A 25,764-nucleotide genomic window follows, 5' to 3' on the forward strand; every position below is an offset into this window, starting at 1 on the left:
TTTTATTGCAGTAGAAACGAACTGGGATGCTCTATCCTGGGTTTATTTGTAATAAAATAAGATCAATAGCACAAGCCATTTACTAGATTTAAGCATCTAATGATAGAAAAGGATGTGAATACATGAGCATAAATCCGTTTAAGAGATATCGGATTACGAGTTCATTTGGCTATCGAATTCATCCTATTTCTGGCGGTCAGACATTTCATCGTGGAATCGATCTCGTCACAGAGCCATGGAATGGGCCCATACATGCATTTATGGACGGGGCTGTATGTTTTTCTGCGGAAGGTGCTACAGGCTCAGGATTCGGCGGTTACGGGCTTACGGTTGCAGTACAGGATCATAGGGGCTACTTGCATTGTTACGCTCACCTTTCCCGAATTGCAGTGAAAGTTGGACAGCAAGTGAAACAAGGACAGCTTCTTGGCAACCAGGGGAGCACGGGTGAAAGCACGGGTCCGCATGTGCATTATGAGGTACGCAAAACGAGCTCCCCTTCGTATGGATACACGGCTAGTGAAAATGGTGTTGTTGATCCAGGGATATATTTGCAATCTGAATATAATTCGACGGTTGAAGGACAGGAGGGGACCCCAATGACGACGGAGGAAAGGGCACGATTAACAGCGATGGAGAAGATGCTGGAATCCCAGTCAGCCTGGATTCAGCAGCAGAAAAGCATTTCCAGTATGGCTTGTCCATCTTGGGCTGAGGAAGCTTATCATTACTACCAACCATATATAATGAACGAAACAGGCAGTTATGACTTTTGGAGATTACTTGTCATCATGTATCGTAAGGAGAAGGGAATCAAGGTCTCTTCCAGTTCCTCAAGTTAACGAACAGATCAGGAGTATACGTGAAGCTTGATTTAGGCAAAAGCAGGCAGACAACCATTTATTGAATGTTTCCAGTTCGCCCGGTTCATCCCAACGCAAACGTCATATGTTAGGGTATACCTGATGAAGAGGAGGCAATCACATGAGCGAAGTAGGATATGGCTGTGGGGGCAACGTAGGCGGCGTAGGCGGATACAATATGTTCACAAACACGGGTGCGATCTTGGTACTGTTCATTCTGTTGGTTATCATCACTAAAGCATTCTTTATTTAATATGATATGAACAAATCGGTATACAAAAAGGGAAGCCTTAACGGCTCCCCTTTTTTTCACGTGCATACCATGTAAACGTGTAAGATGTTCTCTTGAATTTGGGTTACTCTAACTGCTGCTGCGCATACTTAAATGCTAATGGTTACTGGATATAAATTTCAACGATAGCTACATCTCTTTCCTTCACTAAATCAATAAAGGCTGTAGAGGTCTGAACGAGTGGGCGGAAGTAATCCGCAGGGTTGTTCAAAACAATCAGACCGGTTTCGCCGGTCGTGAGCAGAACCCTTTTGCCAATAAAATTGGGAAGCATGTGTTTGATGAGTTCCTGCGTAACTTCAGCATTCAACTGACCGAAGCTGAGGCTGTACAATTCGCATAGCACGGAGATTAGTTCCTGCTTGGTCTGATATACCCGAGTGGTCGTCATCGCGCTGTACACATCGGCTACAGCCGTTATACGGGCAAATGGATGAATCTCGTCGCCTTTCAGTCCGTAAGGGTAGCCACTTCCATCCTCGCGCTCATGATGCTGGAGGGCAACGGTTGCAAGGATCTCGTCCTGAGTGGACTCTTTGACAATCTCATAACCATATAACGTATGTTTCTTCATTTCATCGAATTCTTCGGGCGTTAATTTGCCCGGCTTATGTAACATTTCAGAAGGAATCTTGGACTTGCCGATATCGTGAAGATATCCTGCTTTGGCTACGGTCAGACATTCTTCAGGGCTGTAGCCCATCCAGCCGGCGATATAAAAAGCAAGCATTCCGACTTGTAAGGAATGGTTGTAGGTATAGTCGTTGTCCCCGTCAAGCATCAGCAGCAAGGAGACAACGTCCTTTTGTTTTTCAAGCTGTCCCGTTAGGGTTATCAAAATCTCATCGACCTGAGTCTCATCAATAAAACCCTTCTCCATCGCTTGTTCAAATAGAGATTCTGTACCTTTGATCGTATCGTTAAACAGGTTAGTTAACAGACGGGTTTGATCGGAAGGTAAGGTTTGTGCATCAGAGTGTAGGTCAGATGTTGTATGCTCTACATCTGCGTAATCGATTCCGTGCTGCAGCAGCTTGGCAATATCATCGTCGCTGAGTGTGGAACCTTTCATCAGCATGTGGAGACCCGAACTGTTGTACACATCATTTTTTAACAGGTCGCCAGTTTTAAGATCAGTAACATGCACTCTCACGTATAAACCACCTTTTCCTCGACTAATATCGACACATATGATTATAATAACAAGAAAAAAATGGGTTGACAACGACTTATTTACTAATTTCTTCACCTGTTGAGCAGGTCGAATGACTAGTTATTTAATTGTCTGTGGGGTTCCAGGGTCCTAGTTGATGCCCTTTCCACTCGGAACCATCCTCCCATATTTCTTTTTTCCAGATGGGGACATTCTGTTTGAGTCTTTCAATCGCGTAACGGCTTGCATCGTAACAGTCACTGCGGTGAGGGGAGGAAACGGCAATAACGACGCTGATCTCTGCTACGTCTACCTTCCCAATTCGGTGGCTAATCGCACATTTTACGCCTGGCCAGCGTTCATTGATTTCAATTCCGATAGCTGCCATCTGAGAAAGTGCCATAGGTACATAGGCCTCATATTCAAGATGAACCGTTCGTTGTTGTCCAGTCATTTCACGGGTGGTGCCAACAAAGGTAAGGGCTGCTCCATGGTTTGCAGTGATGACGAGCTCCGTTGTAGCTTCCACGGACAGTGGGGACTGGGTGATCAGGAATAATCCGTCATCTGTACGATGCTCAGGATGGGAATAACGATGTCCGTCACCATTCAAATGGGTGCCATCTCCTCCCGATACAGGGGGAATTAAGGCGAGTTCATCCTGGGCCTTGATTATAATATCGGCAGAAGCATACTGCTGGTTTACTGCCAGAAAAGAAACACGTATTTGAGCAGCCGCTTCAGGGTAAGCAAGGCCCAGTTTTTCTTTTAATTGCACAGGAGTTGGATCCGTTCCGGGGTATTCATATTCAAGCAGAGATGTGCCCAAACGTTCAGCGATTCCTGCAAATAGTTGAATTGTTAATTTCATGGAAATAACTCACCTCTTTTTAATCTCTAAACCCTATAAATATATCATAACGACGCGGAAAATGTTATGCTTATCCATTAGAGGATGTACGTTATCGACGATAAGAGGGAGGCGGTGTGATGAGCACCAAGAAGGCGCAAACATTAACGATTCTACACACCAATGACATCCATAGTCATTTTGGCTCCATGAGCTCCATCGCCGCCATGATCGAACACGAGAGGGAACAGACTGGAGAACTTCTGGTAGTGGATATCGGAGATCATATGGATCGGATGGCAGTTGAGACGGAGGGTACCCTGGGCGCGGCCAACGTGGATGTCATTAATCTGACCGGTTATGATGCGATAACGATCGGGAACAACGAAGGACTAACATTTACACCCGAACAACTGGGTCAGTCTTACTCTGGACTTTTGTGTCCTGTTGTATGTGGAAATGTTGTCGACCAGGCTACGGGCCGGCCACCAGTCTGGATGAAATCCTCTCTCGTTCTGGAGAAGGGGCCATTTCGCATCGGTCTGCTTGGTGCTACAGCACCCTTTACCGCTTTTTATGAATTGTTGGGCTGGGATGTATTGGACCCGGTAGAAACGCTGCGTGAGCAGGTTGAAGCTTTGCGTGCTCAGGTGGATGTAGTCGTTATCTTGTCTCATCTGGGGCTTTCCACAGATCGCAGATTGGCCGAACAGATCCAGGGCATCGATGTCATTCTGGGTGGACATACACATCATGTACTGGAAGAACCATTAGTCATTGGTCAGACGGTGCTCGGAGCGGCAGGCAAGTTTGGCCAGTGGCTCGGTAAGGTGGTACTGGAGCGGGAATATGAAGCGAATGAACTTACACTGGTGAGCAGCGGCTGTTTTCCGGTCCAGAACATGATGCTCAAAGAAAGCGTATCGCTGGCTATAGATACACACCGGACGGAAGCCGAGCGTACGCTTGGTCAAACAGCCGTTATTACGGACAGGACGCTTACCATTGATTACGATCATGAGTCTCCGTTTGCGTCATTGCTTGCCCAGGCAGTTCGTCAGTTCACTGGAGCGCAGTTGTCTCTTGTTAACGCCGGGCAGCTTCTTGCAGATCTCCCGCAGGGGAATATCACGAAGGGAATGTTACATTCCCTATGTCCATCTCCCATCAATGCCTGTACAATATGCTTGAATGGAATTCAGATTCGGGAGGCACTGGAGCAGTCCATGTTGTCAGAGTTTTCACGTAAACCGATTATCGGATTTGGATTTCGCGGGGATATTTTAGGAACATTGTGCATGGATGGAATGGTCGTGGAGTATGACCCCCATTCGCCTCCATACGAGAAAATCCGTGCCATATATATTGACGGCGAGCCGATTCGTGATGAACATGAATATGTGGTAGGAACACTCGACATGTTTACGTTTAACGTAGGTTATCCGTCCCTGGCTCTTGGAACGGATATATCGTATCGACTTCCTGAATTCATACGTGACTTGCTCGAAACGGAATTAAAGAGGCCTGGGGCGCTGGATGACAGCCTGCGATCCCGTTGGCATGAAATCTAACAAGTACTTGCCTTCTGCTGAAGCGGCGGCTAGTGGAAATTACATCTACGGAGCGGGAGAGGATAGGCTGTGCGTTTAGTACATATAAACCTATTGCAGCCTGGCATGAAGCTGGGGAAACGAATTTATAGTGAAGAGGGTTTGGTTCTGCTCAGTGAGGGAGTGGAGCTGACCAGTCGGTTGATTGGACGTCTGAAAGACCTGGGGATTGGATATGTGTATATTTCGGATGCAGCAACAGAGGATATCATCATTCCGGATATGCTGCAGGAAGAGACCAGGCGCAGAGCGCTGGTCGAGATCAAACAGCAGTTTCAGAGTATGTCGGGTCTCAAAACCAAAAGCCGAATCCCACACTTCGGAAAAGCACTTAGCGGGTTAATGAATACGATTCTGGAGGACATTGGCAGTCAAAAAGAAGCGATGATTATGCTGATGGATATGAACGCCAGTGATTTTGACCTGTATAATCATTCTCTCAATGTATGTGTGTATACGCTGGTTCTTGGTGTGGCATCAGGCTATACTCGGCAGCAGCTAATGGAGATTGGACTAGGAGCTCTATTGCATGATATTGGAAAAACACAGATAGCCCCAGAAATTCTGCACAAGCCTGCCAAACTGAGCGATGAGGAATTTAAAATCATACAGCAGCATACTACATATGGACATCGTATTCTCAAAGATGAACCGGGTATACCGCTCCTTGCTGCACATTGCGCATTACAACACCATGAGCGGATTGATGGCAGCGGCTATCCTTTTGGTTTGAAAGACAAAGAGATTCATGAGTACGCCAAATGGCTGGCCCTTGCCGATTCGTATGATGCGATGACAACCAATCGGGTATACAAACAAGCTTTGCTGCCACATCAAGCTGTGGAAGTATTATATACGGGTTCAGGGACTTTATATGAACAGCGAATGCTGGAGAAATTCCGTGACTGCGTAGCCATTTATCCCTTAGGTATCTCCGTCACGCTGAGTTCAGGGGAGGTCGGGGTTGTTGCAGACATCCATACGCGCGTTCCGCAACGACCACGCATTCGTGTTCTCAAGGATGCAGACGGACAGACATTAAGTGCACCCTACGAGATCGATCTGTCTACAGCGTTGTCTGTTATGATTACAGGCGTTGAGGGTGTGGAAGACGCTACGCCAGCTGCAGCGCGTGGCGAATTATTTTGATATCCTGACGTCAAATGGAGAATGGGTCAACGCTCATATCGTAATATCAGGGCCGAGCCGGCCTGATATTACGCGGGCGTTTTTTGTCATGTAATGGACAGAGCATGCTCATGCCAGAGCACAGGAAATTGTGCTATGATTAAAGATAACTCCAAAAGTTGAAGACGGGGTATGTTGTAAATAAAACTTTTTAGGTTAATAAAAGGAATAAGGTGAGGAACAATGACCATGCTAAACTCAGGATCGGTAGAACCGATGCCTTTATCGCCGACTAATGATCCTTGGGATCCGATCGGCTCTTTGCGTACATATGGACGCCATGTGCTGACCAGTGTAGAAATGACCGTGACTCATCTGTGCAATATGCGCTGCGAGCATTGTGCGGTAGGAGATATGTTAACGATGCGCGAAGCCCCTGCGCTTCCGCTACCTTTGATGCTTAAAAGGCTGGATGAGGTTGAGCACCTTCAGACGATCAGTCTGACGGGCGGTGAGCCGAGCTTCAGCCAGAAGACCGTGGATGAGATGATCATTCCGCTCCTCAAATATGCCAAGGAACGGGGCATTCGTTCCCAGATCAACTCCAATCTGACGCTGGATTACCGTCGCTATGAGCAACTTCTGCCTTATCTGGATGTAATGCATATCTCATTCAACTATCTGAATGCCGATGACTTTCACCAAGTCGGGTTTGCCAACAGTGGTAGACCTGTAAAACGGGAAGTCGCGGTGAAGATGTATGAGAAAATGATTGAAAATTCCCAAAAACTCAGTGAAGCGGGCATGTTTATCTCTGCGGAGTCCATGATTAATTTCCGTACCCATGACAAGCTTGAGGGCATTCATCAATTGATCCGTGAGATGGGCTGTGTCCGTCATGAAGTGCATCCGATGTATAATTCGAATTTTGCTTCTGCCCTGCCGGTGCTTTCTCTTGATCATATGAGAGCGGCTATTCATCGTTTGTTGGATGTGCGTGACAAGGATATGTGGATGCTGTTTGGTACACTTCCGTTCTTCGCATGCAGTGCAGCAGACCAGGATCGCGAACTGATCAACCGTCTGTATAGCGAGCCTAAAGTGACGGTTCGTAATGATCCCGACGGTCGTAACCGCGTTAATGTCAACATGTTCACCGGAAACGTGTATGTTACCGATTTTGCCGATATCCCGGCGTTTGGCAACATTCGTGACCGGAAGCTGGATGACGTATTCCATGAGTGGTCGGCGGAACATCCTTTGAATCAGACAGTGAACTGTCATTGTGATGCTGCTTCTTGCTGCGGTCCGAATCTGCTGGTGGCAGATATGTATTATAAAGGTGTGGATTTCAAATCGAGAAAAGCAATTACACGTTGATATTCCAGGTGTATTCCTGAAATAGATAGAAAAGGGGAGTTTCGACTTGGGTATTCATACCGAATTTCATCTCGGGCAGTTAGTATTTAATCTGGTCTGTGTGTTTCTGCTCGTATTTTTGAACGGCGTATTTGTCGCAGCGGAATTTTCTCTGGTCAAAGTTAGACAAACGCGCCTCACTCAATTACAGAGTGAAGGGAATAAGTTGGCTGGTTATGCACTGAAGGTGAATGGTAAATTGGATGCCTATCTATCGGCAACCCAGTTCGGAATTACGCTGACATCGCTGGGGCTTGGTTGGCTCGGTGAACCAGCCATTTCCGAATTGCTGGTCGAGCCTCTGATGTTCAAGCTTGGTGTAGCGGATACAGGACTTATATCCACGGTTTCAGTCATCATCGGTTTCTGTATCATTACGTTTTTACACATTGTGCTGGGTGAGCTTGCGCCCAAATCTCTGGCGATTCAAAAAACAGACAGAGTGGCTTTGCTACTATCGGCACCATTGCTGTTATTTTATAAAATTTTCTTCCCATTCATCTGGGTACTGAACGCGTCAGCCAATGCACTGCTGCGTTTGGCAGGCATTGAACCCGCCAGCGAAGGGGAGGCCCATTCCGAAGATGAGCTTCGCATTTTGATGAAGCAAAGTGCCAAGAGTGGTGTCATCGATAAGGATGAAATCAAACTGATGGATAACATCTTTGATTTCTCGGATATGCTGGCACGTGAAATTATGCTGCCGCGTACGGACATGGACTGTCTGTATACCCATATGTCTCTGGCAGAAAACCTGAAAATCATTAATGCAACGAAGCATTCCCGTTACCCTGTGGCTGTTGAGGATAAGGATGAGATTATCGGATTTATCCACATTACCGATTTGCTTCTAGCTGAACCAGAGCAGCAGCATGATCTGGCTGCGCTTGTTCGTCCGATTCTGAATGTTCCTGAATCGATGGAGATTAGTCATGTACTTCGTCTGATGCAGAAAAAGCACTCCCAGATGACACTGGTGGTCGACGAATATGGCGGTACAGCCGGTTTGCTAACTGCCGAAGAGATTCTGGAAGAGATCGTTGGTGATCTGTATGATGAGTTTGAGGACGAACGTCCACATATGGAGCGCAGTGGAGAAGCCTTTTCCATCGATGGTCGTTCCCTGATTGAAGAGGTCCATGAATGGACCGGAGCTGTCATTGAGGATGAGGAAGTCGATACGATTGGCGGCTGGCTGTTCAAGGAATTGGAAGGAAGCGTGGTCAAAGGCAAAACACGGGAGCAAAACGGTTACGTCTTTGAGGTGGAAGAATCAACCCGTCTCCGAATTACCCGAGTGAAGGTATATAAGCGACCTGATTCTGAAGAAGATAAGGTGGAGATAGGAGAACAGGAACAAGGTTCGATGCAGGCTGATGATCGTGAACGTAACAGGGACTGAGTATTGATGAATTGACCATCGATGCATATCGCCTCCATATTAATTGAAGTGACCTTTGGACACTGCCCAGCGGGGTGAGTCGTTCGAAGGTCTTTTTTTTTGCGTTCCGCTAAATATGGGATTAACTTGGGGGACGGCGACATATGGTTATAGAGACGGGAAATGAAAGCTTGTAATGATGCGATGTGGAATGTACCAAATCAGTGATGAAGGAGGCGTTGTTCTGTGTCAGATCCGCAGCTTCGTGCTTACGCCCCTTTTGTGGGGCCGTTTGATCCATGTCCACCGAAGGCGATTCGGACGTACCTGGTTCCTCCGCAATTGTTTATCCCATTTCAGCCGATGGGCTGGCCGCAGTTCAGTCCAGCTGAAGCCTTAAGAATTGGAACGTTGTGGCCTGCTTTATACAGTCCTTATACACCTGCGAGCTCGAAGGGAAGGAAGGTGGAAGCAGATGGAACCTGAAGCACCCAAAGCCTGCGATGCAAAATACTATGAGCTGCTGGAGGAACTTCAGGCCCTGGATTTTGTATTGGTTGAGCTGAATCTGTATCTGGACACCCACCCGGGCGACTATCAGAGCATTGAGCAATACAACAAATTCAGCCAGGAGCGGATGAGGGTGGCGCATGAGTTTCAGCAATTGTACGGACCGCTGATGAACTTTGGGCATGCTTTCTCCAAATATCCGTGGGAATGGTCCCAGACGCCATGGCCTTGGCAAGTGTGAGATAACAGCCTCGAGTTTCCTTGCAGTTGTTCCAGGCCGGGAGCTCGAGGGATTGTAACAGGTTGGATTTGATTTAGAAGAGGAGGCATCTGCATGTGGGTGTATGAGAAAAAATTGCAATATCCCGTTCGGGTCAGCAAATGTGATCCTCATATGGCGAAATTGCTAGCGGAACAGTATGGAGGCGCAGATGGAGAACTGGCGGCCGCCCTGCGGTATTTGAACCAGCGGTATACAATTCCGGACAAGATTATCGGGCTATTAAATGATATAGGCACGGAGGAATTTGCTCACCTGGAAATGATTGCAACGATGATATATAAATTGACAAAAGATGCGACTGTGGAGCAACTGGAAGCAGCGGGGCTTGGGCCAAACTATGCACAGCGTGATTCTGCTTTGTTCTATACGAATTCTTCGGGTGTGCCATTTACAGCAGCCTATATTGCCTCGAAGGGAGATCCTATCGCGGATTTGTACGAGGATATTGCAGCGGAAGAGAAGGCACGGGCTACATATCAGTGGTTGATCGATCTGACGGATGACGTTGATCTACAGGATAGTCTCAAGTTTCTAAGGGAACGGGAGATTGTGCATTCCTTGCGTTTTCGTGAGGCAGTAGAGATTCTGAAGGATGATCGGGAGACAAAGAAGATTTTCTGAAAAGGATAACATATCATTCTCATTGCCGTTCTCTGCCAAGGGAGCGGTTTTTGCAATTAAAGGAATTGTTCAGAGCATCCTGCTCATTGGTTTTGAGGTAATGGGAATGGGGGGTTATCCAGCAAAAGTTATCATTTCAAATATAAAATAAAAAAAAACAGGGCAAGCCTTTTTTTATTAAAAAGGCTGCCCTGCTTTTTGGGTTTAGTGTCATGCTCTCAGAATTCAACGACCATGGCAACATTTTGCCACCCAGCTCCGACGGTCCAGAACAGCACTTTATCACCACGCTGAATTTGGCCGGATGTAATGGCTCGATGCAATGCAATAAATGGACTGCTGGTTGAGGTGTACCCGAACTCGTCTCCGATGTAGACGGCAATATCTTCGCCAATGCCAATGTTCTCGGATACAGCACGTATATTGCCAATGGATAATTGGGAGAAACAAGCGGCTTTGATCTCGTCTGCTCCGATCTCGTTACGACTCAGCAGAGTGCGAATTGATTCGGAGGCTGCACCTACACAGATGGAATCATCAAACGGTATGAATTTTACATGGAAGGCACCTGCGTCAACACCGGTTTGGCCCAGTTTTGCAAGACCTTGTGCTGGGAAGAGGGAATTGCCGTACACACAGGTATCGGTCTGATAGATCGAGTCAATAAAACCGACAGCCTGTTCGTCCCGTTCAACAATGACAGCTGCTGCTGCGTCCCCAAAGTTCGCGAAGTATACAGGATCGTCCGGACTGGCGTGAGGAGCCACGTTATCAGAGCCGATAATCAAGGCGCGACGAATTCTGGGATTGCCCAGCATCTGGCGGCTAACTTGTTCAAAGGCGGCGGTCATGCCCGCACAGTTGGCATTGCTGTCAATGCAGATCGTATGGGATGCCCCGTTAATCAGGCGATGAATCATTAAGGAATTCGTAGGAAAGATGTATTCCGGCGTTTGACTTGCATAAGCAATCAGATCGATATCAGCACCGGTAAGTCCTGTCTTTTCGAGCAGATTACTGGCGGCCTCAAAGGCCATGCTTAGTGAGTTTTCATCATCGTTGTCAATTTTGTAACGTGTATCACGCCCAAGTGCCTTTAACAATCCCCGAATATCTACACCTCTTGCATCAAAATGTTCAATATAAAAGTCATTGCCCACCTTATTCGTTGGATGATAGATATCGATATCTACAATACGAATTCCAGCCATCTTCATTCTCCTCCTGAGCGGATGGGTGAACCCTCATGCTTGTCCGCCTGGTTTATTAGGTCGTAACCGTGGAGATGATCTCAAGATTTTCCAGTCCGACAGACCGTCCAAGACGGGACAGCTGCATTTTCAGAATGGCATTATTCTCAAGCGTCAACACCACTTTTTTGTATTCATCTTTTTTGAACATCTGCAGGCAGCCCTCAAGAAGAGGCACAATTTCCGGAGCGGTAACATTCAACTTTTTGCAATCGATATTCAGCTGATACTCCTTGGTGTTAATCGGAGCGATCGTGTCCTGATATGCCGAGATGGAACGTAAACCATCTTCTTGAGAGAAAGAGCCCTCCAGTTCAATGTTTAACACCTTGTTCGGAACGTCAGTTTTCAGTATAAAACTTCCCATGATTGTTCTCTCTCCTTTAAATGAGTTAAGGCATCCTGCTAACCAAGACATAGGCCTTGAGGCCCTCGCTGACTGTGTCTGAGATGTAGTCGGATTCGGAGGATAATTTAACCATATTATAAAGGTAGAGCTGTAATAAGATCAATAAAAAAGTCGAATCGTGTATAAAAATGTAGAAGAGTGAATTATTGGATTTCATCCAGTGTAGCAAGCAATATATTAAAAGCACTGATGATTCGTGGAGCGCCAACACAAGGTGCCAGATGCAGCAAAATTCCTTTGAGCTGATCCACGGTTACACCGACACTTAACGCCATCGTATAATGAACCCCTAACTGCTCATACTGCCCCTGTGAGATCAGTGAGGAGATAATCGCAACTTCCTTCCATTGATCGGTAATGCTTGTACGCTGAAAAATATCCCCGTAAGCTGTTCCCATAATAAACTCGGCGAGCTCGGGGAATTGATCCTTAATCGGTGCCAGTGCTTTTGCACCATATTCACCGGAAAGCTTTGCAAAACGCTCCAATCCCTGAGTCACTTGTTCACTCATGCTAAGTTCCTCCTAATTCAAAGTCACGGTACGGTGAGCCGTGGGTGGGATCTCGTCGCGATCGGTAAGAAGCTCAATTACAGTAACCTGGTTCAGCTGCTGCGCGGCCTGGAGAGCTGAGGTGAATTCAGCCCGTGTTTCTGCCCGAAAAGCAACAGCACCGAGGGACTCGGCAAACTTTGCCGCATCCACGGGAACCTCAAATAAAGTGCCATCGATTCGACCTGTTGTTTTTTCCATGCCTTTCAGTGCCATATCCAGCTGTTTATTGTTCACGACGATGAAGATGACTGGCAAATTGTTGCATACAGCGGTGTTAATCTCAGTTCCAAGCATCATGAAGCATCCGTCACCTGTAATGCATACAATGGTTTCTTCCGGTGCAGCAGTCTTGGCCCCAATAGCCATGCCGATGGCATTGCCCATGCAGGCAAAATAGGCGTCAAACACAAAGCTACCGGGTTTCTTGACTTTATATCGTTGAACCGCATGAAAACCATGACTGCCATCATCCACAAACAGCTTATGATCATATGGAAGCAGTTCACTCATTTCTTCCAGCACGGAAGCTAGGGACAGGTTTGGCAGATCCGGGAGAGGTACGGTGTAATCAACAGTTGTCGTTTCTCTTGGAACAATAGGTTGTTCTGTCAGTGTACCGAGCAAAAACTGCAGGTTGTCCTTCAAGTCGCCGGTGATATGTAAGGTTTGAGCGTTAAGTATTTTACCAACGAATGTAGGATCAGCGTCGAATTGAATTAGATGTGCAGGATGGTTTACAGGCTTCAAATTACAGATCGTCATATCACTCAGACGTGAACCGAATACGATATAGAGATCACTTTGATTGAGCAGTTCATCTGCATGAGGGAAGCCGCCAACACCGCATGGCCCATGGTAAAGGGGATGATCCCAGGTAATGGCACCTTTACCTCCAGGAGAAGTAATGACAGGAATATTGAAATGTTCGGCCAAATGGAGCAATTCATCATGGGCTCTGGCGCGACTAACGCCTTTGCCTGCAATAATTAAAGGGTGACTGGACTGTTGAAGTAAGGGGAGGATATGATTCAGGTTGGATACGCTAATCAGGGGTTCTGGCTCCGGGATGACAACCCGGAAATCAGCGAGCTGTTCGGTTTGTACATCAAACGGAAGACAGAGATGGACCGGACCCTTGTTGGGACCGAGTGCAATGGAAAGGGCGTGATTCAATATGGTGCTGAAATGATCACCGCGCTCCACCAGCTTGCTGAATAGGGTGGCAGGACGGAACATCTCCGCCAAATCAGCCAAGTAGGAAGAGGAGTCCTGACATTGTGGAAGCCCCAATTCCTGAATGGATTGATGACCCGTAATAAACAGGACAGGCAAGTTGTTGGCTTTGGCATGGGCTGCGGCGGTGAGCAAGTTGGTTCCGCCTGGACCTGAAGTGGCGAAGGCCACACCCAGTTTCCCTGTTTGAAGGGCATAGCCCGATGCGGCAAAGCCTGAACTGGATTCATGGCGACCTGGAATGAATTCCAAGCCGTAATCGACCATCTTCAGGACAGCAGGACATATGGATTTTCCGATAATACCAAAGACATGAGTAACGCCTAAATTACGCAGAGATTCTGCCAAATAGTCCGCAACTGTTCTCATGCGGGACACCTCGCTTCACAAAATAGGTTTTTGGACCCACAGGTCAAGTTCCATTTTTGGGGTGTATGTCGTTGTCTAAGGTTGTAAAAGGAAATAAATCCTTGTTAATAGGAAGAGTAGCTTTTTTTGTGGTTTTTTGTCAACCGCTTTTATGAGTATAAGCTCCTGATTCTTAGGTTGGAAACGCTTAATGTCTTGTCCCATAAGAGAAAATAAATTGGTTATATATTCCTGAAACAAATTACCTATAAACATGATTTATAGAATAAAATGTAAAATAATGTATAATGTGATGGATTTTTTGTGAGGATCCAATGAGAATCGTGTGCTTTCCATTTCGCATCCGTGCAAGGATTGGCAATGTTATGCTTTCTGTTATACTGAAATTCGATGGGAGTGAATTGAATGACAACGATAAAAATGGCCGTAATTGGACTGGGCAAAATGGGAATACATATGATTCATCGGGCAACAGAGGCGGAACTATCCGAAAAAGTAGAGATTGTAGCGGTGTGCGATTCCAGTGAGGATAATTTGACATTGTTTGCTTCCTCTCATCCTGAGACGAAGACGTATACAGATTTCAAGCAATTGCTCGACACACATCCGGTTGATCTGCTGTACATTGCAGTTCCACCTAAATATCATTATCCGGTCGTTATGGATGCATTAAAGCGCAAGATTCATGTATTTTGTGAGAAGCCACTGGCAAACAGCGTGGAGGAAGCTAGAGCAATGCTTGAGGCAGCCGAGAAGGCCGATGTAGTACATGCAATTCATTTCTCCATGCCGCATGAACCGTCTGTAGTGAAGTTGCAAGAGTTGATCAGTCAGGAAACGATTGGTGAGATTCGCAAAATCGATCTGATCCTGCAATTCCCTCTGTGGCCACGAGCGTGGCAGCAAAATGCATGGATTACCAGCCGCGAGCAGGGCGGATTTATTCTTGAAGTGGGAATCCACTGGATTCATATGATCCAAAAAGTGTTTGGTGCTATCCGCGTGATTAGCAGTCAGGTTCAATTTCCTCAAAATACAGGTGAATGTGAACATGAAGTTCAGGCTGCGATGGAGCTGGAGGATGGAACCCGAGTTCAGTTAAATGGGATTGCTCATTTTGCAGGTGAAGAGCGTGTATCCATGGTGGTTTACGGTACTGAAGGAACGATTGCCTTGGAAAACTGGGATCAACTATGGAGTGGACGCGTCGGGGAGCCGCTTGTTCCCGTCGTAGTAGAGGAATCCTTAAGCATGCTGCCTGTACTCAAACACGTCATTGCTCGTATTCAGGGCCAACCTGCCAAAATATACGATTTCCACGATGGCTATCATGCACAGCTTGTCCTTGAAGCGCTGCGTAATCCGGATCAATCCTGATCCCAAAAAGGACTGAGTTAGAAGAGGTTGTAGATTGTGTATAACTTTGATGACACAGATGTTTTACATTGCGCGGTTTACACTGCCAAACGTTTATGTTTATCATGGAAGGGGAACGATTCCGAATACATATCCCAATCCGAAAGGAACATTGGACATGACAAAAGAGACGGTATTGCGTAAACCGGAAGCAATGATTTTTGATATGGATGGTACTTTGTTTCAGACGGAAACTCTGTTGTTGCCAGCCTATCATCAGCTGTTTGATACATTGCGGGCTGAAGGGCATTTTGAGGGAGAGACTCCTCCTGAAGAACGAATGCTGGGAAGCCTGGGGATGTTGCTAGAAGATATATGGAAAGTGGTTATGCCAGAAGCTTCAGTTGCAGCCCATCGACGTGCAGACGAACTGCTGCTTCAGTTGGAGATTGAAGGGCTGGATGGAGGGAGCTCGCAGCTCTACCCACAAGTAAAAGAGACGCTGGAAGCGTTGAAAGAACAGGGCGTGCGGTTGTTTGTTGCCAGCAACGGGCTGGAGGACTATGTTAAAGGTGTGGCCTTTGCCCATGAGATCATGCCGCTCTTTGAAGGCGTGTATAGTGCAGGACAGTACAAGACCCCTTCCAAAGTTAACTTGGTTCAGATTCTGCTTGAGAAGCATCGGATTCAGGATGCATGGATGGTCGGGGATCGCTCTTCGGATGTGGAAGCAGGTAAAATGAACAACCAGACCGTCATCGGCTGTGCCTATGCAGGTTTCGGACGAGATGAAGAACTTGCAGGATCAGATGTACTAATCTCTGATTTTACGGAACTGCTTCGTTTATATCGGGAAGCCGAATAGAAAAAAACTGACCACCCTAAATCCATTCGGATGTTGGGTGGTCAGTTTTTTTGGTTCAAGGAGAATTTGGTTCACTACCAATTTAAGTCTGACGGTCATAACCGGGATCTTCTGGTCCTTTTGAGGGTGGCAGACTTACCTTTTACGCGTTTGACTGGTTTGGTTACTTTCACGCCACGAGGGGGACGGTTTGCATTTGGATGGTTGCGGTACACCCATAAGGCGTACTCCAGTGGTTGAGTGATTGCCTTGGAATAAGTATCTTGCTCTCCAATGCGGGCAAATACTTCACGTGCAGGTTTCGGATTCACTTCAAGCAGATAGATACGTCCGCTCTTGTCAATCGCCAGATCCAGAGCCAATTCACACAAAGTACCATAGGTACTTTCCAGAAATGAGGCAACGTCAATCCCAAAGTTCTCGGCAGTGGTGTTGATCTCAGCCCGTTCCTTCTCATCGGTAATCCACTGTTTCATCAATTTGTGCATCGCAATGGCCTGGCCACCGCCATGCAGATTAGAGGTAACACTTTTCTCCGCACCCATACGTCCTGCGCATCCAGTTAACTCCCACTGTCCTTCACCATTCTTCTGGACCAGCATCCGATAATCATGAACCCTGCCATTCGGAAGCTGAAGCTGGATGCCCTGCTGAACAAGGTATTTATCTTTCATATTCCAATGCTGTAGCAGTGAACCCAGGCGTGACAGATGGACTTTGCGTGGGGTGATGATCCGCCGCTTCTGGTCCCGTCCCTGTACAAGAACCGTATTGGCCTCGCTGCCACTGCGTTCGATGCGAAGGATTCCGCGCCCTCCGGTTCCATTAATGGGTTTCAGATAGATGAGCGAGGAGGCTTTCAGCATACGATTCACATCGGACATATCCTGAAACAGAACGGTATCTGGCAGATGTTCACGAAAGGCTGATTTCGCCGAGAGCGTTTGATGAATGGTCCATTTATTGCGCAGTGGACGGTTTAGAAAGAGCAGATGGCCATACTTTTCCCGAAAGGCAAGCAGCTGCTGGAATCTGCGATTGCGCTGTATACGGCAGCGATCGAAGATCATGTCCGGGAATGAACGCCATTCCCGGGACCAGCCTTTTTCCGAATGAAAGACCATAGCCTCAATCTGTTTGCCTCCTGAGTGTACATCGGCAGGTGTGAACACATAGATATCGAGTCCCCGCTTGCGCCCTTCAAGGATCATTCTGCGGTATATGCTCCGTTCTTCCAGAGCGCGATGTTCATTTAAGTACAACGTCATAATGCCCAGAACAGGTGAGGACACAAACAATCACCTTCTTTAGCTGTTATTCCTGTTCATCATCGTTTGGACTGACGGGCAAGGTAGGCGCTGTATTCAAAAATTCGTTCCAGTGACTGGCGCCGAATCTGCGGTTCATCGAACTTCATCGGCTTCGCATTCGCTTCGAAGAACCAGATCTCACCGAGATCGTCAACACCCAGATCCATGGACATTTCTCCAAGCGTATGCCCTGAGCCTCGTTCGACTTGTCTCGCAATCAACAATGAGGTAGATTTCACACGCTTCATCAGTGTAATTGATGTCTCTTCCCCGAACAGATCAGTGAGCAACTTCTCGGGGTCCTCCACACTACCTCCGCGCGGAACGTGGGTGGTAATGCTCCGGGAGCCGGCGAGACGAGCTCCAATTCCCGTTACGCTCCAGTGTCCTTTGCCGTTTTTCTGCACAAGTACCCTTAGATCGAAGGGACGCTTTCGGGAAGATGCCAGCTCAATCCCCTGTTGCATGATATAGGGCGTGTGTCCGGTCTCCTTGCGAATTCTTGCCCATAACTTGGAAAGGGTTGCTGCTTTATACGTGGTGCTTTTACGGGTGCTTTGTATTTTAAGTCGGTAAGGAAGACGTTCTTTTTCCTGGAACTTGAGCATCATGATACCCTTTCCAGCCTTACCACTTTCGGGTTTCAGATACAAGTAGGGATATGACCGCAGCACCGTACCCAAAGCGGATCCATTACGCATTCGGCGAGTATAGGGAACCAGGTGCTGGGTAGACTTCGATTTTTTAAGCCATTCGAACAGATTCCATTTATTGAAGAAAAACGGGTTATACAGCTCTATTCCAGACTGCATACATTCATCGATCTTGCGCTGCACTGAAGGCTTGCGCTCGTCTTCCCGGTTAGGGATGCGATTGTATAATACATGGGGGAGAGGGAAGGACTGTGACGTCCATTTTCCACTCCCCTTGTTGTACGTATATCCTTTCACGGTTGGACCGTTCACGTTCAGATCTCGTACAGTCACAATGTATACCACGTATCCCATATTCTCGCCTGTCTGCACAATGTCCTGAAAATTTTGGTGATTTCCCCTGAACATTCGCTGATCATCATGCATGGTGAGTACAGCAATGACTGGTTTGAAATCATCATGAGGACTCATCAATTGCCGTCCTGCTTCCGGAATTTGCTCAAATACAGGCAATGTTCCAAAATGTGCTCCACCGACGATTTTCCCTCCACGCGGAGTGAAGGATGACGGAAAATGGAGCGCCCGGGTTTGGCGTTGGCTTCGAACATCCATACATGTTCCTCCTGATCAATGCCCAGATCAAAGCCAATCTCACCAATCAGATGCTGGTGCTGGGTTTCAATCGCCTGGGCCAGTGTAATAGCGACGGATTTGGCATGCTGAAGCACTTCTCCCGCTCGGTCGCCAAAGTTGCGACTGAGCGCCTGCTCAGGGGTCATCAGGGAACCGCCATTTTTGATATGTGTGGTTACGCTGCCTCGGCCAGCCTTCTTGGCGCCAATGCCGACGACCACCCAATGATTGTTTCCATTTTTATGCATGTGAAAGCGGAAATCAATCGGACATTCGTCGATCTCAATGAGCCGGATACCCTGTTGAACGACATACCCGCGGAGCTGTTTGCCGTGTCTGCCTTGAAGCATGCGCATCAGGCTATTGAACGAGCCGAAACGTAGCAGTGCGTTGCCACCTTTTTTACGATAACGGGCGAAATATCCACGTTTGGGTGAATAGGTCAATCGGTATATCCCGTTGCCAAGACTTCCAGCGGTTGGTTTATAGTAGACAAACTGATGCCGTTCCAACATTTCCCTCATCTGTTCCACCGTCGGATTAGTGATGGATTCAGGAATATGTCGTCCTGCTGCAGGTTCATTCTCCAACAACTTGTAGATGTCCGATTTGTTGAAGAAACTCCAGTTGAAGAATGGGATCTTGCGCCGGATGAATCGCTCTCGCAGCTGGTTTATCGCTGGTGAGAAATCAGAACGGCGGCTGGGTAACCGGTTATACACGACGTCTGGCAGAGGTACGGTTTTGCGACTGAAGCTTCCATTGTCGTTAAGGAAAAAACCGGATACCGTTTCATTCTGCCAGTTGATATCTCTTGGGGTGAATGCATAAATATAGGATTTACGGCTGCCTTCGCGGAGCAGTTGTTTGATAAACCCGGTACGGGAACCAAACGGATTGGAGCCAGACGAAGGTCCGTCAGACAGCACGCCGATCAGTGGACCCAACTGGACTTCATCATTCTGCAAGTTACGGAGGTAGATGCTGCCCCGTTTCGGAACGTTCATCAGATTGCGTATGCCCGAAGCGAGATAGAGATGTTTGCCAGCCTTTTTGATCGGTTTGATGGTTGCGGGCACCCGGTCACGGCCAAACCGCAGATGAATCGTTTTTTTGCCGGATAGGTTTAGGCTTTTCATTAATGCGTTGGATACATAAACCACTTTATCCGGCTGCTGTGTGAAATGCAGATTGCAAAAGGTCAAACTCATGATTTATCCTCCTATCCTGAAAAGATCCTTCGGCTCCATGGCAAGCAGGGCGATGCGTGCCTCAACCGCCGTGAATCGGGATGGGTTTCAGGCCAGCTGTGCTGGATGTATTCGGCATTTTCATTGGACGCTTCACGTCCGTGAGAACATGTTGTTGCAGCAAATAACGGGCATAGGCAAGCGGCCGGGTGTAGGTCAGACTGTACATACGTGGGTCCCCTGCCTCTGCGAATGAGGAACGTCCCGGTCTCGAATTCACTTCAAGCAGCCAGAGGTGGCCCTGAACATCTGCTCCGAAATCAAGACCCAGTTCGGCCAGTCTGCCAAAGCGGCTTTCCAACAGGGCGGGGATGTGTGCAGCAGCCTGCCTGATCGTCTCTAGCAGATCATTGGTACGATTGCTCCCGTATCGCTCCAACAGATAAGGATGCACAGGGTACGCCTTTCCCCCTCCATGCAAATTGGAAGTGAGTGAGCCAGCCGGTCCTTCCCGTACCATACATCCGGTTAGAGACCAGCGTCCTTGCCCATTTTTTTGCACCAAGGCCCTAATGTCGAACGGTCGTCCATGATGACATAGCTCCAGATACGGCTGTAAGATCATCTTTTTACCGGCCTTGTGTGAATCCAGCCAGGCAGAGACATCCTGGCGACGGTCAAATGTACGGTGAATCAATTCATTGCGAGTATTTCTTCCCTCTATGATCCAGGAGGCGTGGTGATCTTCGCGATAAAGGCGAAACGTATTTTTACCATGGGTGCCCGATACAGGTTTGAAGAAAATACCTTTCGGCCAGCGCTCCAGCGATTGCTCCCATAAGGTATCCGACTGAAGGAGCGTCGTAGGCGCAAGAAGAGCACGCAGTCTTGTATCAGCAGACAAGGCGCAGTATACCTTCCATTTACCAGGCAAGGAAGCAGACCAGTATCGGCCATGGTGTCCGTTGCCTGAGGAAACAAGCTGCTGAAGCTGCTGTTTGAATCTTCTGGGAAGCGGTAGCAGACAGCGGTCCATGATCAGGTCCACAGCAGGAAGAGGCACGATGTTCCATTTTCCTTTGTCGAATGCATAGCCCTGTGTGAGCAGGGATGCGCTGGGTTTATTCGCTACGGCCAGCACAATGATATTTAGGTCGTAACGGTGGCTTTCCAAACTGAGACGACGACAGAAGAGTTCATCCACGAAAGGAGGCGAGCCTTCTGTTGCCCGAACCAGGATGGCTACTGTGTTTGTCTGATGTTGCAGGAACATTCCGCTACACCTCCTCTAATGGATGACTCTTCAGAATCCGGCCAGATAGGTAGAGTATTCCAGCATCGCTTTGACCGAAGGCCGGATTTTGCTCTCGCTAAGTGGCGTATTATCGTTCTTGGATGGTTTGGAGTTCACTTCAAGTAGCCAGACCCTTCCGCTGGTGTCCAAGGCAAGGTCGATGCCGAGTTCACCAAAATGGGCGGGGATGGCACCTTCAATGCCTTTGGCGATATCCAGCGCCGCCGTATGCAATCCTGCATACGCAGAAGCTTTGGCTGATCCGGACAATTGGGTTTTGGCTACAGCTTCCTTGACGGTGCTGAGGCTTCCACCTCGTGCCAGGTTGGATACATAGTGACTGCCGCCTGCAATACGTGCGACGATGGAAGTGACACTCCATTTGCCCGTACGGTTTTTTTGCACAAGCGCACGGAAATCTACGGGCCTGCCGCTGTTATCAATAAGGGAAAGACCCTGTTGGATCTGGTAACGCGTTGTTTTCATTTTCCCGGACAGACTGGAATACAGTTTATCCAGAGAAGCATACGTTTGTTTTCGGGTACCCCCAACGCTTGTAGCGAGGGTGAGGAAGCTGCCGTCGCTTTGACGGGAGACCCGGATGATACCTTTGCCAAGCGACCCGCGAACCGGCTTCAGAAAGACAACCGGATATCGATTGCACATGGTTTTGAGTGTGGCGGAAGCTTTGAGCAAATGGGATTCGGGTAGTACCCTTTTCAGTGTTGAAATGGACTTCAAGGCATCGAATACTTCATTTTTGTCCAGAAACTTTTCGTTGAAGGTTTGTGTACCGTAGAGCGATTTTACTTCTTTCATAAAATGCTGTACGCTAGGTTTGTTCTCAAGCTTACGGGACGTCAGCCGGTTATTGACGACGTCTGCTATAGGCAGAACGGTCTTTTTCCAGCCGTCATCATACACCCAGCCTTTCATATAACCCGTTACCGCTCCAATATCCTCCGGTGTGAAAAAGGATACATAGGCGCCCTTCTTCCGGCAGGCGTTCACCAGTTCTTGACAGAACATCGTGATGGAGCCAAAGGGCCGATCGGGCTGATCGGGGTAATCCTGGCTGACCAATACACTGATGTAAGGTCCAAGACGCAAAGTACGGCTGGCTGAACGATAAGATATGCTCAGGACCGAACGGGGAACAAGGCCGGTCTTGCTGGCTACCGTCTGATTGATGCGCAGACCGACATACCTGGGAACAGGGATGACAGTGACTTCACGGCTGAAAGAGCCGAATTGCAGCTGAAGCGGCCTTCCCGAAGGGATTTTAAGCGCCTTGAGCAGCCCTTCACCCAGCATGATGACGTCGTCCTGCAGGATGCCCGAGCCGGTAACCTGAATCGTTACTTTTTTAGTGGACATCGCGGATCTCCTTCCGGGCGGCAACTTGATGTCTGATCTCGAAGTTGAACGGCATCTAAACATGGCATGTGCTTCATCATATGAGGACATATAACCCTTGGTGATTGACCCATTTGGATTAAATGCATTTGATGCTCGGGCAGGTAATGGATGGCATGATTCCGCAACCTTTGTTTGACGGAAGTTAAATACGTGTATTAACACGGGTGAACGTTGCGATGAGAATGTGAATGAATACGAATGGATAACAGAAGAACAACCCAATTCGAGGAGGAATTATAGTGAACATTTATGACAAAGCCAATGATTTGGCCAAAGCACTGAGAGAAAGCAGCGAGGTGGAAGAAATTACTTCTGCGATGAAGCTGATCGAAACGGACCCGGAAGCAAAGGCTATGCTGGATAATTTCCGTGATCAACAGATGGAATTGCAACAACGTATGATGAGTGGGGATATGCCTGCACCGGACGAGATGGAGAAAATGGAGAAACTGTTTGAGGTACTGAGCCTGAACCTGAATATCCGTCGTCTGTTTGACGCTGAACGTCGCCTGAGTGTCATTATCGAAGACGTGAACAAAATTATTGCAGACAGCCTGGGTCATCTGTACGGTGGCGCTGAAGCTTAAACCAAAACCTTGTCCCGTTTTTTTTGCCTGAACCTCTCATATTAGCTCCTTATCGTTCATAGACTAGACATATAGAGTCGATCAAGAACGAAGGAGCTGTGAATGGTGAAAAGGCTGAAGAAAGCAAAACATGTGATCTATCTGCTTATCGCGTTATCGATGCTGGTCATTGCGTTGCCACGGATTTCCTTTGCTGGAGGAATGGACTGGGTTAATATTTTTGGCATTGTATGGGTGCTGTTCTCGTTATTAATCATTGGTGCACATCTGCATTTTATTCTTGGTGTGGATGAAGAGAAGAAGCGTGCACTGGAAGCTGTTCGGCGGGCAAAGCTGCGACAGTGGGAGATGAAACTGGTGGACAAGCAGGAACAGAGCAAATCTGTATAAGATTTGGATCACATACGACATGGTGATAGAGATGGTTCTATCTGTCTAAGTAAGGCCGGATTCCCTTTGGTATGAAAGGGGCCGGTCTTTTTTTATACCGTTATTCGATGTTCCGGTTATTGTGATCAATGTAGCGCGGTTCTTTAGGAGAATGCTGCGTAGAATGGGGTTATTTTCATAAGGTCGTGTTATAATAGATACAGAATAGTACAGATGCATCTTCGGGGGTGGTACAGATGGACGGACAGGAAGAAAATGTGACGAAGCACGAACAATTGCTTCAACATATTGAACAACTGAAGGTAGGCAGTAAAATATCGGTGCGCGGACTGGCGCGGGAACTGGGCGTAAGCGAAGGAACAGCATACCGTGCGGTAAAAGAGGCAGAGAACTTCGGCCTGGTCGTGACCAAGGAACGAATCGGGACGGTGCGGATTGAGAAAAGACCTCGCGGCATGACCGAGCAGCTGACTTTTGCCGATGTAGTAACCATCGTTGAAGGTCATGTGCTGGGTGGAAGTGACGGTCTGGCCAAACCGCTTCATAAGTACGTGATCGGTGCGATGAAAGAGCAGGCCATGGCCCGTTACATTGACGCGGGAAGCCTGTTGATTGTCGGTAACCGGGACAATGCACATTCCCTTGCCCTCGAGCAGGGCGCAGGTGTATTAATTACAGGTGGCTTCGGTACAAGCCGTGAAGTGAGAGTCATGGCTGATGAGTTGGGTCTGCCCATCATTTCCTCCAGACATGATACGTTTACGGTGGCTTCAATGATTAACCGTGCGATCTTCGATCGACTGATTAAGAAAAAAATTATGCTGGTTGAGGACATTATCGGTCAGAAACCCCGCCTTCAGGTGCTTAAGGTGACCAGTTCAGCTGCGGATTTTCACTTGCTGGTTTCTGAAACAGGAGAACATCGCTTCCCGGTAGTAGATGAATGGAACCGGGTTATCGGTATTGTGAGCCTCAAAGATGTGAGCGAGTTAAAAGAGGATCAGAGTATTGAGAAGTGTGTTGTACGCCGCCCGATCACGGCTTCGCTGCAAACCTCACTGGCTTCGGCTGCACAGATCATGACGTGGGAAGGCATTGACTTTCTGCCGATTGTGGATCGGAACCGTAAACTGATTGCATCCGTCACACGTAAGGAAGTGCTGCAGGCGATGCGTGATGCACAGAAGCAGCCACAGCTTGGAGAGACGTTTGATCATCTGATCTGGAACGGGTTTGCGGAAGAGCGCGGAGAGCAGAACGAATTGTTTTTCCACGGATTCATCATCCCGCAGATGGCGACAGACCTCGGTACGATCTCGGAAGGCGTTCTGCTGAATGTGATGACACAGGCGGGAAGGCGTGCCGCCTGGGATGTTACAGGAAACGACCATGTGGTGGATAATGTAACAACATATTTTGTTCGTCCGGTACAGATTGAAGATCAGATTCTGGTTCGTCCAATTATTCTGGAGACAAGTCGTCGGACCTGCAAAATGGATATTGTCATTTCCCGTGATGGGAATGTTGTATGCAAAGCGGTGATGACCCTGCAATCCATTGACCATGCATAGAAAAGCGAGAGATCCTGGATTCGGAAAATATCATGAGTTCAGAAAAAAGAGAGTATCCTCTTATCGAAATAACGCACTGTACCCCGAAATCAACGTGGTTCAGGCTTGTTCGATAGATGAGGGTACTCTCTTTTTGGCACAACGCATTGACATCCCGCTAAATGCATCAGGCAGACTGTCCGGATGTCTTGCCAGTTCCACCGTCTGCATGTTGCTGAAGACGGGCATAGTAACTGCGGTTACGTAATCCGGCGAACAGATTGTACGCTCCCATAATCAGAAATAGCGCTTCCACTACGACGGATAGTGTAGAACCGGTAAAGACAAACATCAGGATAAGGGCAAGAATAATCAGCATGCTACCCATCCAGATGTTGGTCCATGAACGATAAAGACCTGTGGCGATGGGATCAGTGGTCCTGCGCGAACGAATGCTGTTCAGAGCTGAACAGACCATGGCCAGGGCAAAGATGGCGATTAGGGCATATTTGAGTACATCGATGAACACAAAGACGCAGCTCCTTTTCTGGAAAGCATTTACTGCCCTTATTGTACCATGCAGGCAGAGGGC

The 25,764-nt window shown here is 47.8% G+C and carries 26 protein-coding genes; 14 read left to right on the forward strand and 12 right to left on the reverse strand.

Annotation, left to right across the window (positions count from 1 at the left end; genetic code table 11):
* Positions 1-122: 122 nt before the first annotated feature.
* Both ACDJ58_RS08080 and ACDJ58_RS08085 read left to right on the forward strand, forming a co-directional pair.
* Entirely contained in the window at positions 123-842 is a 720-nt protein-coding gene (locus ACDJ58_RS08080; protein WP_413376970.1) for a M23 family metallopeptidase, read from the forward strand.
* A 142-nt stretch (positions 843-984) separates the two neighbouring features.
* The gene (locus ACDJ58_RS08085; protein WP_211754048.1) at positions 985-1,116 is read left to right on the forward strand and encodes a YjcZ family sporulation protein; all 132 of its coding nucleotides are present in this window, start codon (positions 985-987) and stop codon (positions 1,114-1,116) included.
* A gap of 142 nt (positions 1,117-1,258) precedes the next feature.
* On the opposite strand, the gene ACDJ58_RS08090 is transcribed toward ACDJ58_RS08085, so the two are convergent.
* Positions 1,259-2,308 (reverse strand): HD-GYP domain-containing protein, encoded by a 1,050-nt coding sequence (locus ACDJ58_RS08090; protein ID WP_413376972.1) that lies wholly within the window; start codon positions 2,306-2,308, stop codon positions 1,259-1,261.
* Positions 2,309-2,432: 124 nt separating this feature from the next.
* Complete coding sequence (locus tag ACDJ58_RS08095) at positions 2,433-3,179, reverse strand: molybdenum cofactor biosynthesis protein (protein ID WP_413376974.1); 747 nt, start codon at positions 3,177-3,179, stop codon at positions 2,433-2,435.
* 119 nt (positions 3,180-3,298) lie between these two features.
* On the opposite strand from ACDJ58_RS08095, the gene ACDJ58_RS08100 reads away from it, so the two are divergent.
* The 7 genes from ACDJ58_RS08100 (at position 3,299) to ACDJ58_RS08130 (ending at position 10,110) form a co-directional block, all read left to right on the forward strand.
* Positions 3,299-4,729, forward strand: a complete 1,431-nt coding sequence (locus ACDJ58_RS08100) for a bifunctional metallophosphatase/5'-nucleotidase (protein ID WP_413376975.1) — start codon at positions 3,299-3,301, stop codon at positions 4,727-4,729.
* 69 nt (positions 4,730-4,798) lie between these two features.
* A complete protein-coding gene (locus ACDJ58_RS08105) occupies positions 4,799-5,917 on the forward strand; it encodes an HD-GYP domain-containing protein (protein WP_413376977.1) in 1,119 nt (372 codons plus the stop codon).
* 222 nt (positions 5,918-6,139) lie between these two features.
* On the forward strand, positions 6,140-7,276 hold the full coding sequence (yfkAB, locus tag ACDJ58_RS08110; protein ID WP_413376979.1) for a radical SAM/CxCxxxxC motif protein YfkAB: 1,137 nt from the start codon (positions 6,140-6,142) through the stop codon (positions 7,274-7,276).
* Between the two features lie 52 nt (positions 7,277-7,328).
* Positions 7,329-8,717, forward strand: a complete 1,389-nt coding sequence (locus tag ACDJ58_RS08115) for a hemolysin family protein (RefSeq protein ID WP_413379548.1) — start codon at positions 7,329-7,331, stop codon at positions 8,715-8,717.
* Positions 8,718-8,942: 225 nt separating this feature from the next.
* Complete coding sequence (locus tag ACDJ58_RS08120) at positions 8,943-9,182, forward strand: spore coat associated protein CotJA (protein ID WP_413376981.1); 240 nt, start codon at positions 8,943-8,945, stop codon at positions 9,180-9,182.
* On the forward strand, positions 9,172-9,447 hold the full coding sequence (locus ACDJ58_RS08125; RefSeq protein ID WP_063564297.1) for a spore coat protein CotJB: 276 nt from the start codon (positions 9,172-9,174) through the stop codon (positions 9,445-9,447). Before ACDJ58_RS08120 ends, ACDJ58_RS08125 begins: the two co-directional genes overlap by 11 nt.
* A gap of 93 nt (positions 9,448-9,540) precedes the next feature.
* Positions 9,541-10,110: a manganese catalase family protein gene (locus ACDJ58_RS08130; RefSeq protein ID WP_063564298.1), complete on the forward strand. Its 570-nt coding sequence runs from the start codon at positions 9,541-9,543 to the stop codon at positions 10,108-10,110.
* Between the two features lie 218 nt (positions 10,111-10,328).
* Here ACDJ58_RS08130 and ACDJ58_RS08135 read toward each other — a convergent pair whose 3' ends face one another.
* From ACDJ58_RS08135 to ACDJ58_RS08150, 4 genes are all read right to left on the reverse strand, one after another.
* Positions 10,329-11,321 carry a 3-oxoacyl-[acyl-carrier-protein] synthase III C-terminal domain-containing protein gene (locus ACDJ58_RS08135; RefSeq protein ID WP_413376984.1) on the reverse strand — a complete coding sequence of 331 codons (993 nt, stop codon included), beginning with the start codon at positions 11,319-11,321 and terminating at the stop codon, positions 10,329-10,331.
* 55 nt (positions 11,322-11,376) lie between these two features.
* On the reverse strand, positions 11,377-11,727 hold the full coding sequence (locus ACDJ58_RS08140; RefSeq protein WP_413376986.1) for a hypothetical protein: 351 nt from the start codon (positions 11,725-11,727) through the stop codon (positions 11,377-11,379).
* Between the two features lie 185 nt (positions 11,728-11,912).
* Complete coding sequence (locus ACDJ58_RS08145; RefSeq protein WP_413376988.1) at positions 11,913-12,281, reverse strand: carboxymuconolactone decarboxylase family protein; 369 nt, start codon at positions 12,279-12,281, stop codon at positions 11,913-11,915.
* Positions 12,282-12,293: 12 nt separating this feature from the next.
* The gene (locus ACDJ58_RS08150) at positions 12,294-13,925 is read right to left on the reverse strand and encodes a thiamine pyrophosphate-binding protein (protein WP_413376990.1); all 1,632 of its coding nucleotides are present in this window, start codon (positions 13,923-13,925) and stop codon (positions 12,294-12,296) included.
* Between the two features lie 405 nt (positions 13,926-14,330).
* On the opposite strand from ACDJ58_RS08150, the gene ACDJ58_RS08155 reads away from it, so the two are divergent.
* Positions 14,331-15,302, forward strand: coding sequence for a Gfo/Idh/MocA family protein (locus tag ACDJ58_RS08155; protein ID WP_413376992.1), 972 nt, complete (start codon positions 14,331-14,333; stop codon positions 15,300-15,302).
* Between the two features lie 157 nt (positions 15,303-15,459).
* Positions 15,460-16,146 carry an HAD hydrolase-like protein gene (locus ACDJ58_RS08160; protein ID WP_163759324.1) on the forward strand — a complete coding sequence of 229 codons (687 nt, stop codon included), beginning with the start codon at positions 15,460-15,462 and terminating at the stop codon, positions 16,144-16,146.
* A 95-nt stretch (positions 16,147-16,241) separates the two neighbouring features.
* On the opposite strand, the gene ACDJ58_RS08165 is transcribed toward ACDJ58_RS08160, so the two are convergent.
* From ACDJ58_RS08165 to ACDJ58_RS08185, 5 genes are all read right to left on the reverse strand, one after another.
* Complete coding sequence (locus ACDJ58_RS08165; protein ID WP_413376994.1) at positions 16,242-17,438, reverse strand: YheC/YheD family protein; 1,197 nt, start codon at positions 17,436-17,438, stop codon at positions 16,242-16,244.
* A 35-nt stretch (positions 17,439-17,473) separates the two neighbouring features.
* Entirely contained in the window at positions 17,474-18,580 is a 1,107-nt protein-coding gene (locus ACDJ58_RS08170) for a YheC/YheD family protein (protein WP_413376996.1), read from the reverse strand.
* Complete coding sequence (locus ACDJ58_RS08175; RefSeq protein WP_413376998.1) at positions 18,580-19,953, reverse strand: YheC/YheD family protein; 1,374 nt, start codon at positions 19,951-19,953, stop codon at positions 18,580-18,582. The genes ACDJ58_RS08170 and ACDJ58_RS08175 overlap by 1 nt, the downstream gene beginning before the upstream one ends.
* Positions 19,954-20,014: 61 nt before the next feature.
* Complete coding sequence (locus ACDJ58_RS08180) at positions 20,015-21,205, reverse strand: YheC/YheD family protein (RefSeq protein WP_413377000.1); 1,191 nt, start codon at positions 21,203-21,205, stop codon at positions 20,015-20,017.
* 30 nt (positions 21,206-21,235) lie between these two features.
* Entirely contained in the window at positions 21,236-22,603 is a 1,368-nt protein-coding gene (locus tag ACDJ58_RS08185) for a YheC/YheD family protein (protein ID WP_413377002.1), read from the reverse strand.
* 281 nt (positions 22,604-22,884) lie between these two features.
* Here ACDJ58_RS08185 and ACDJ58_RS08190 point away from each other — a divergent pair, with 281 nt between their 5' ends.
* The 3 genes from ACDJ58_RS08190 (at position 22,885) to ACDJ58_RS08200 (ending at position 25,193) form a co-directional block, all read left to right on the forward strand.
* Positions 22,885-23,232, forward strand: coding sequence for a YlbF family regulator (locus ACDJ58_RS08190; protein WP_062319951.1), 348 nt, complete (start codon positions 22,885-22,887; stop codon positions 23,230-23,232).
* Between the two features lie 102 nt (positions 23,233-23,334).
* Positions 23,335-23,622 (forward strand): hypothetical protein, encoded by a 288-nt coding sequence (locus tag ACDJ58_RS08195; protein ID WP_076289792.1) that lies wholly within the window; start codon positions 23,335-23,337, stop codon positions 23,620-23,622.
* Positions 23,623-23,858: 236 nt separating this feature from the next.
* Positions 23,859-25,193 carry a DRTGG domain-containing protein gene (locus ACDJ58_RS08200; RefSeq protein WP_064639320.1) on the forward strand — a complete coding sequence of 445 codons (1,335 nt, stop codon included), beginning with the start codon at positions 23,859-23,861 and terminating at the stop codon, positions 25,191-25,193.
* 166 nt (positions 25,194-25,359) lie between these two features.
* On the opposite strand, the gene ACDJ58_RS08205 is transcribed toward ACDJ58_RS08200, so the two are convergent.
* Entirely contained in the window at positions 25,360-25,701 is a 342-nt protein-coding gene (locus ACDJ58_RS08205) for a YtpI family protein (protein WP_379434360.1), read from the reverse strand.
* Positions 25,702-25,764 lie beyond the last annotated feature (63 nt).

This window comes from Paenibacillus taichungensis, assembly GCF_047302525.1.
Lineage (GTDB): Bacteria > Bacillota > Bacilli > Paenibacillales > Paenibacillaceae > Paenibacillus > Paenibacillus taichungensis_B.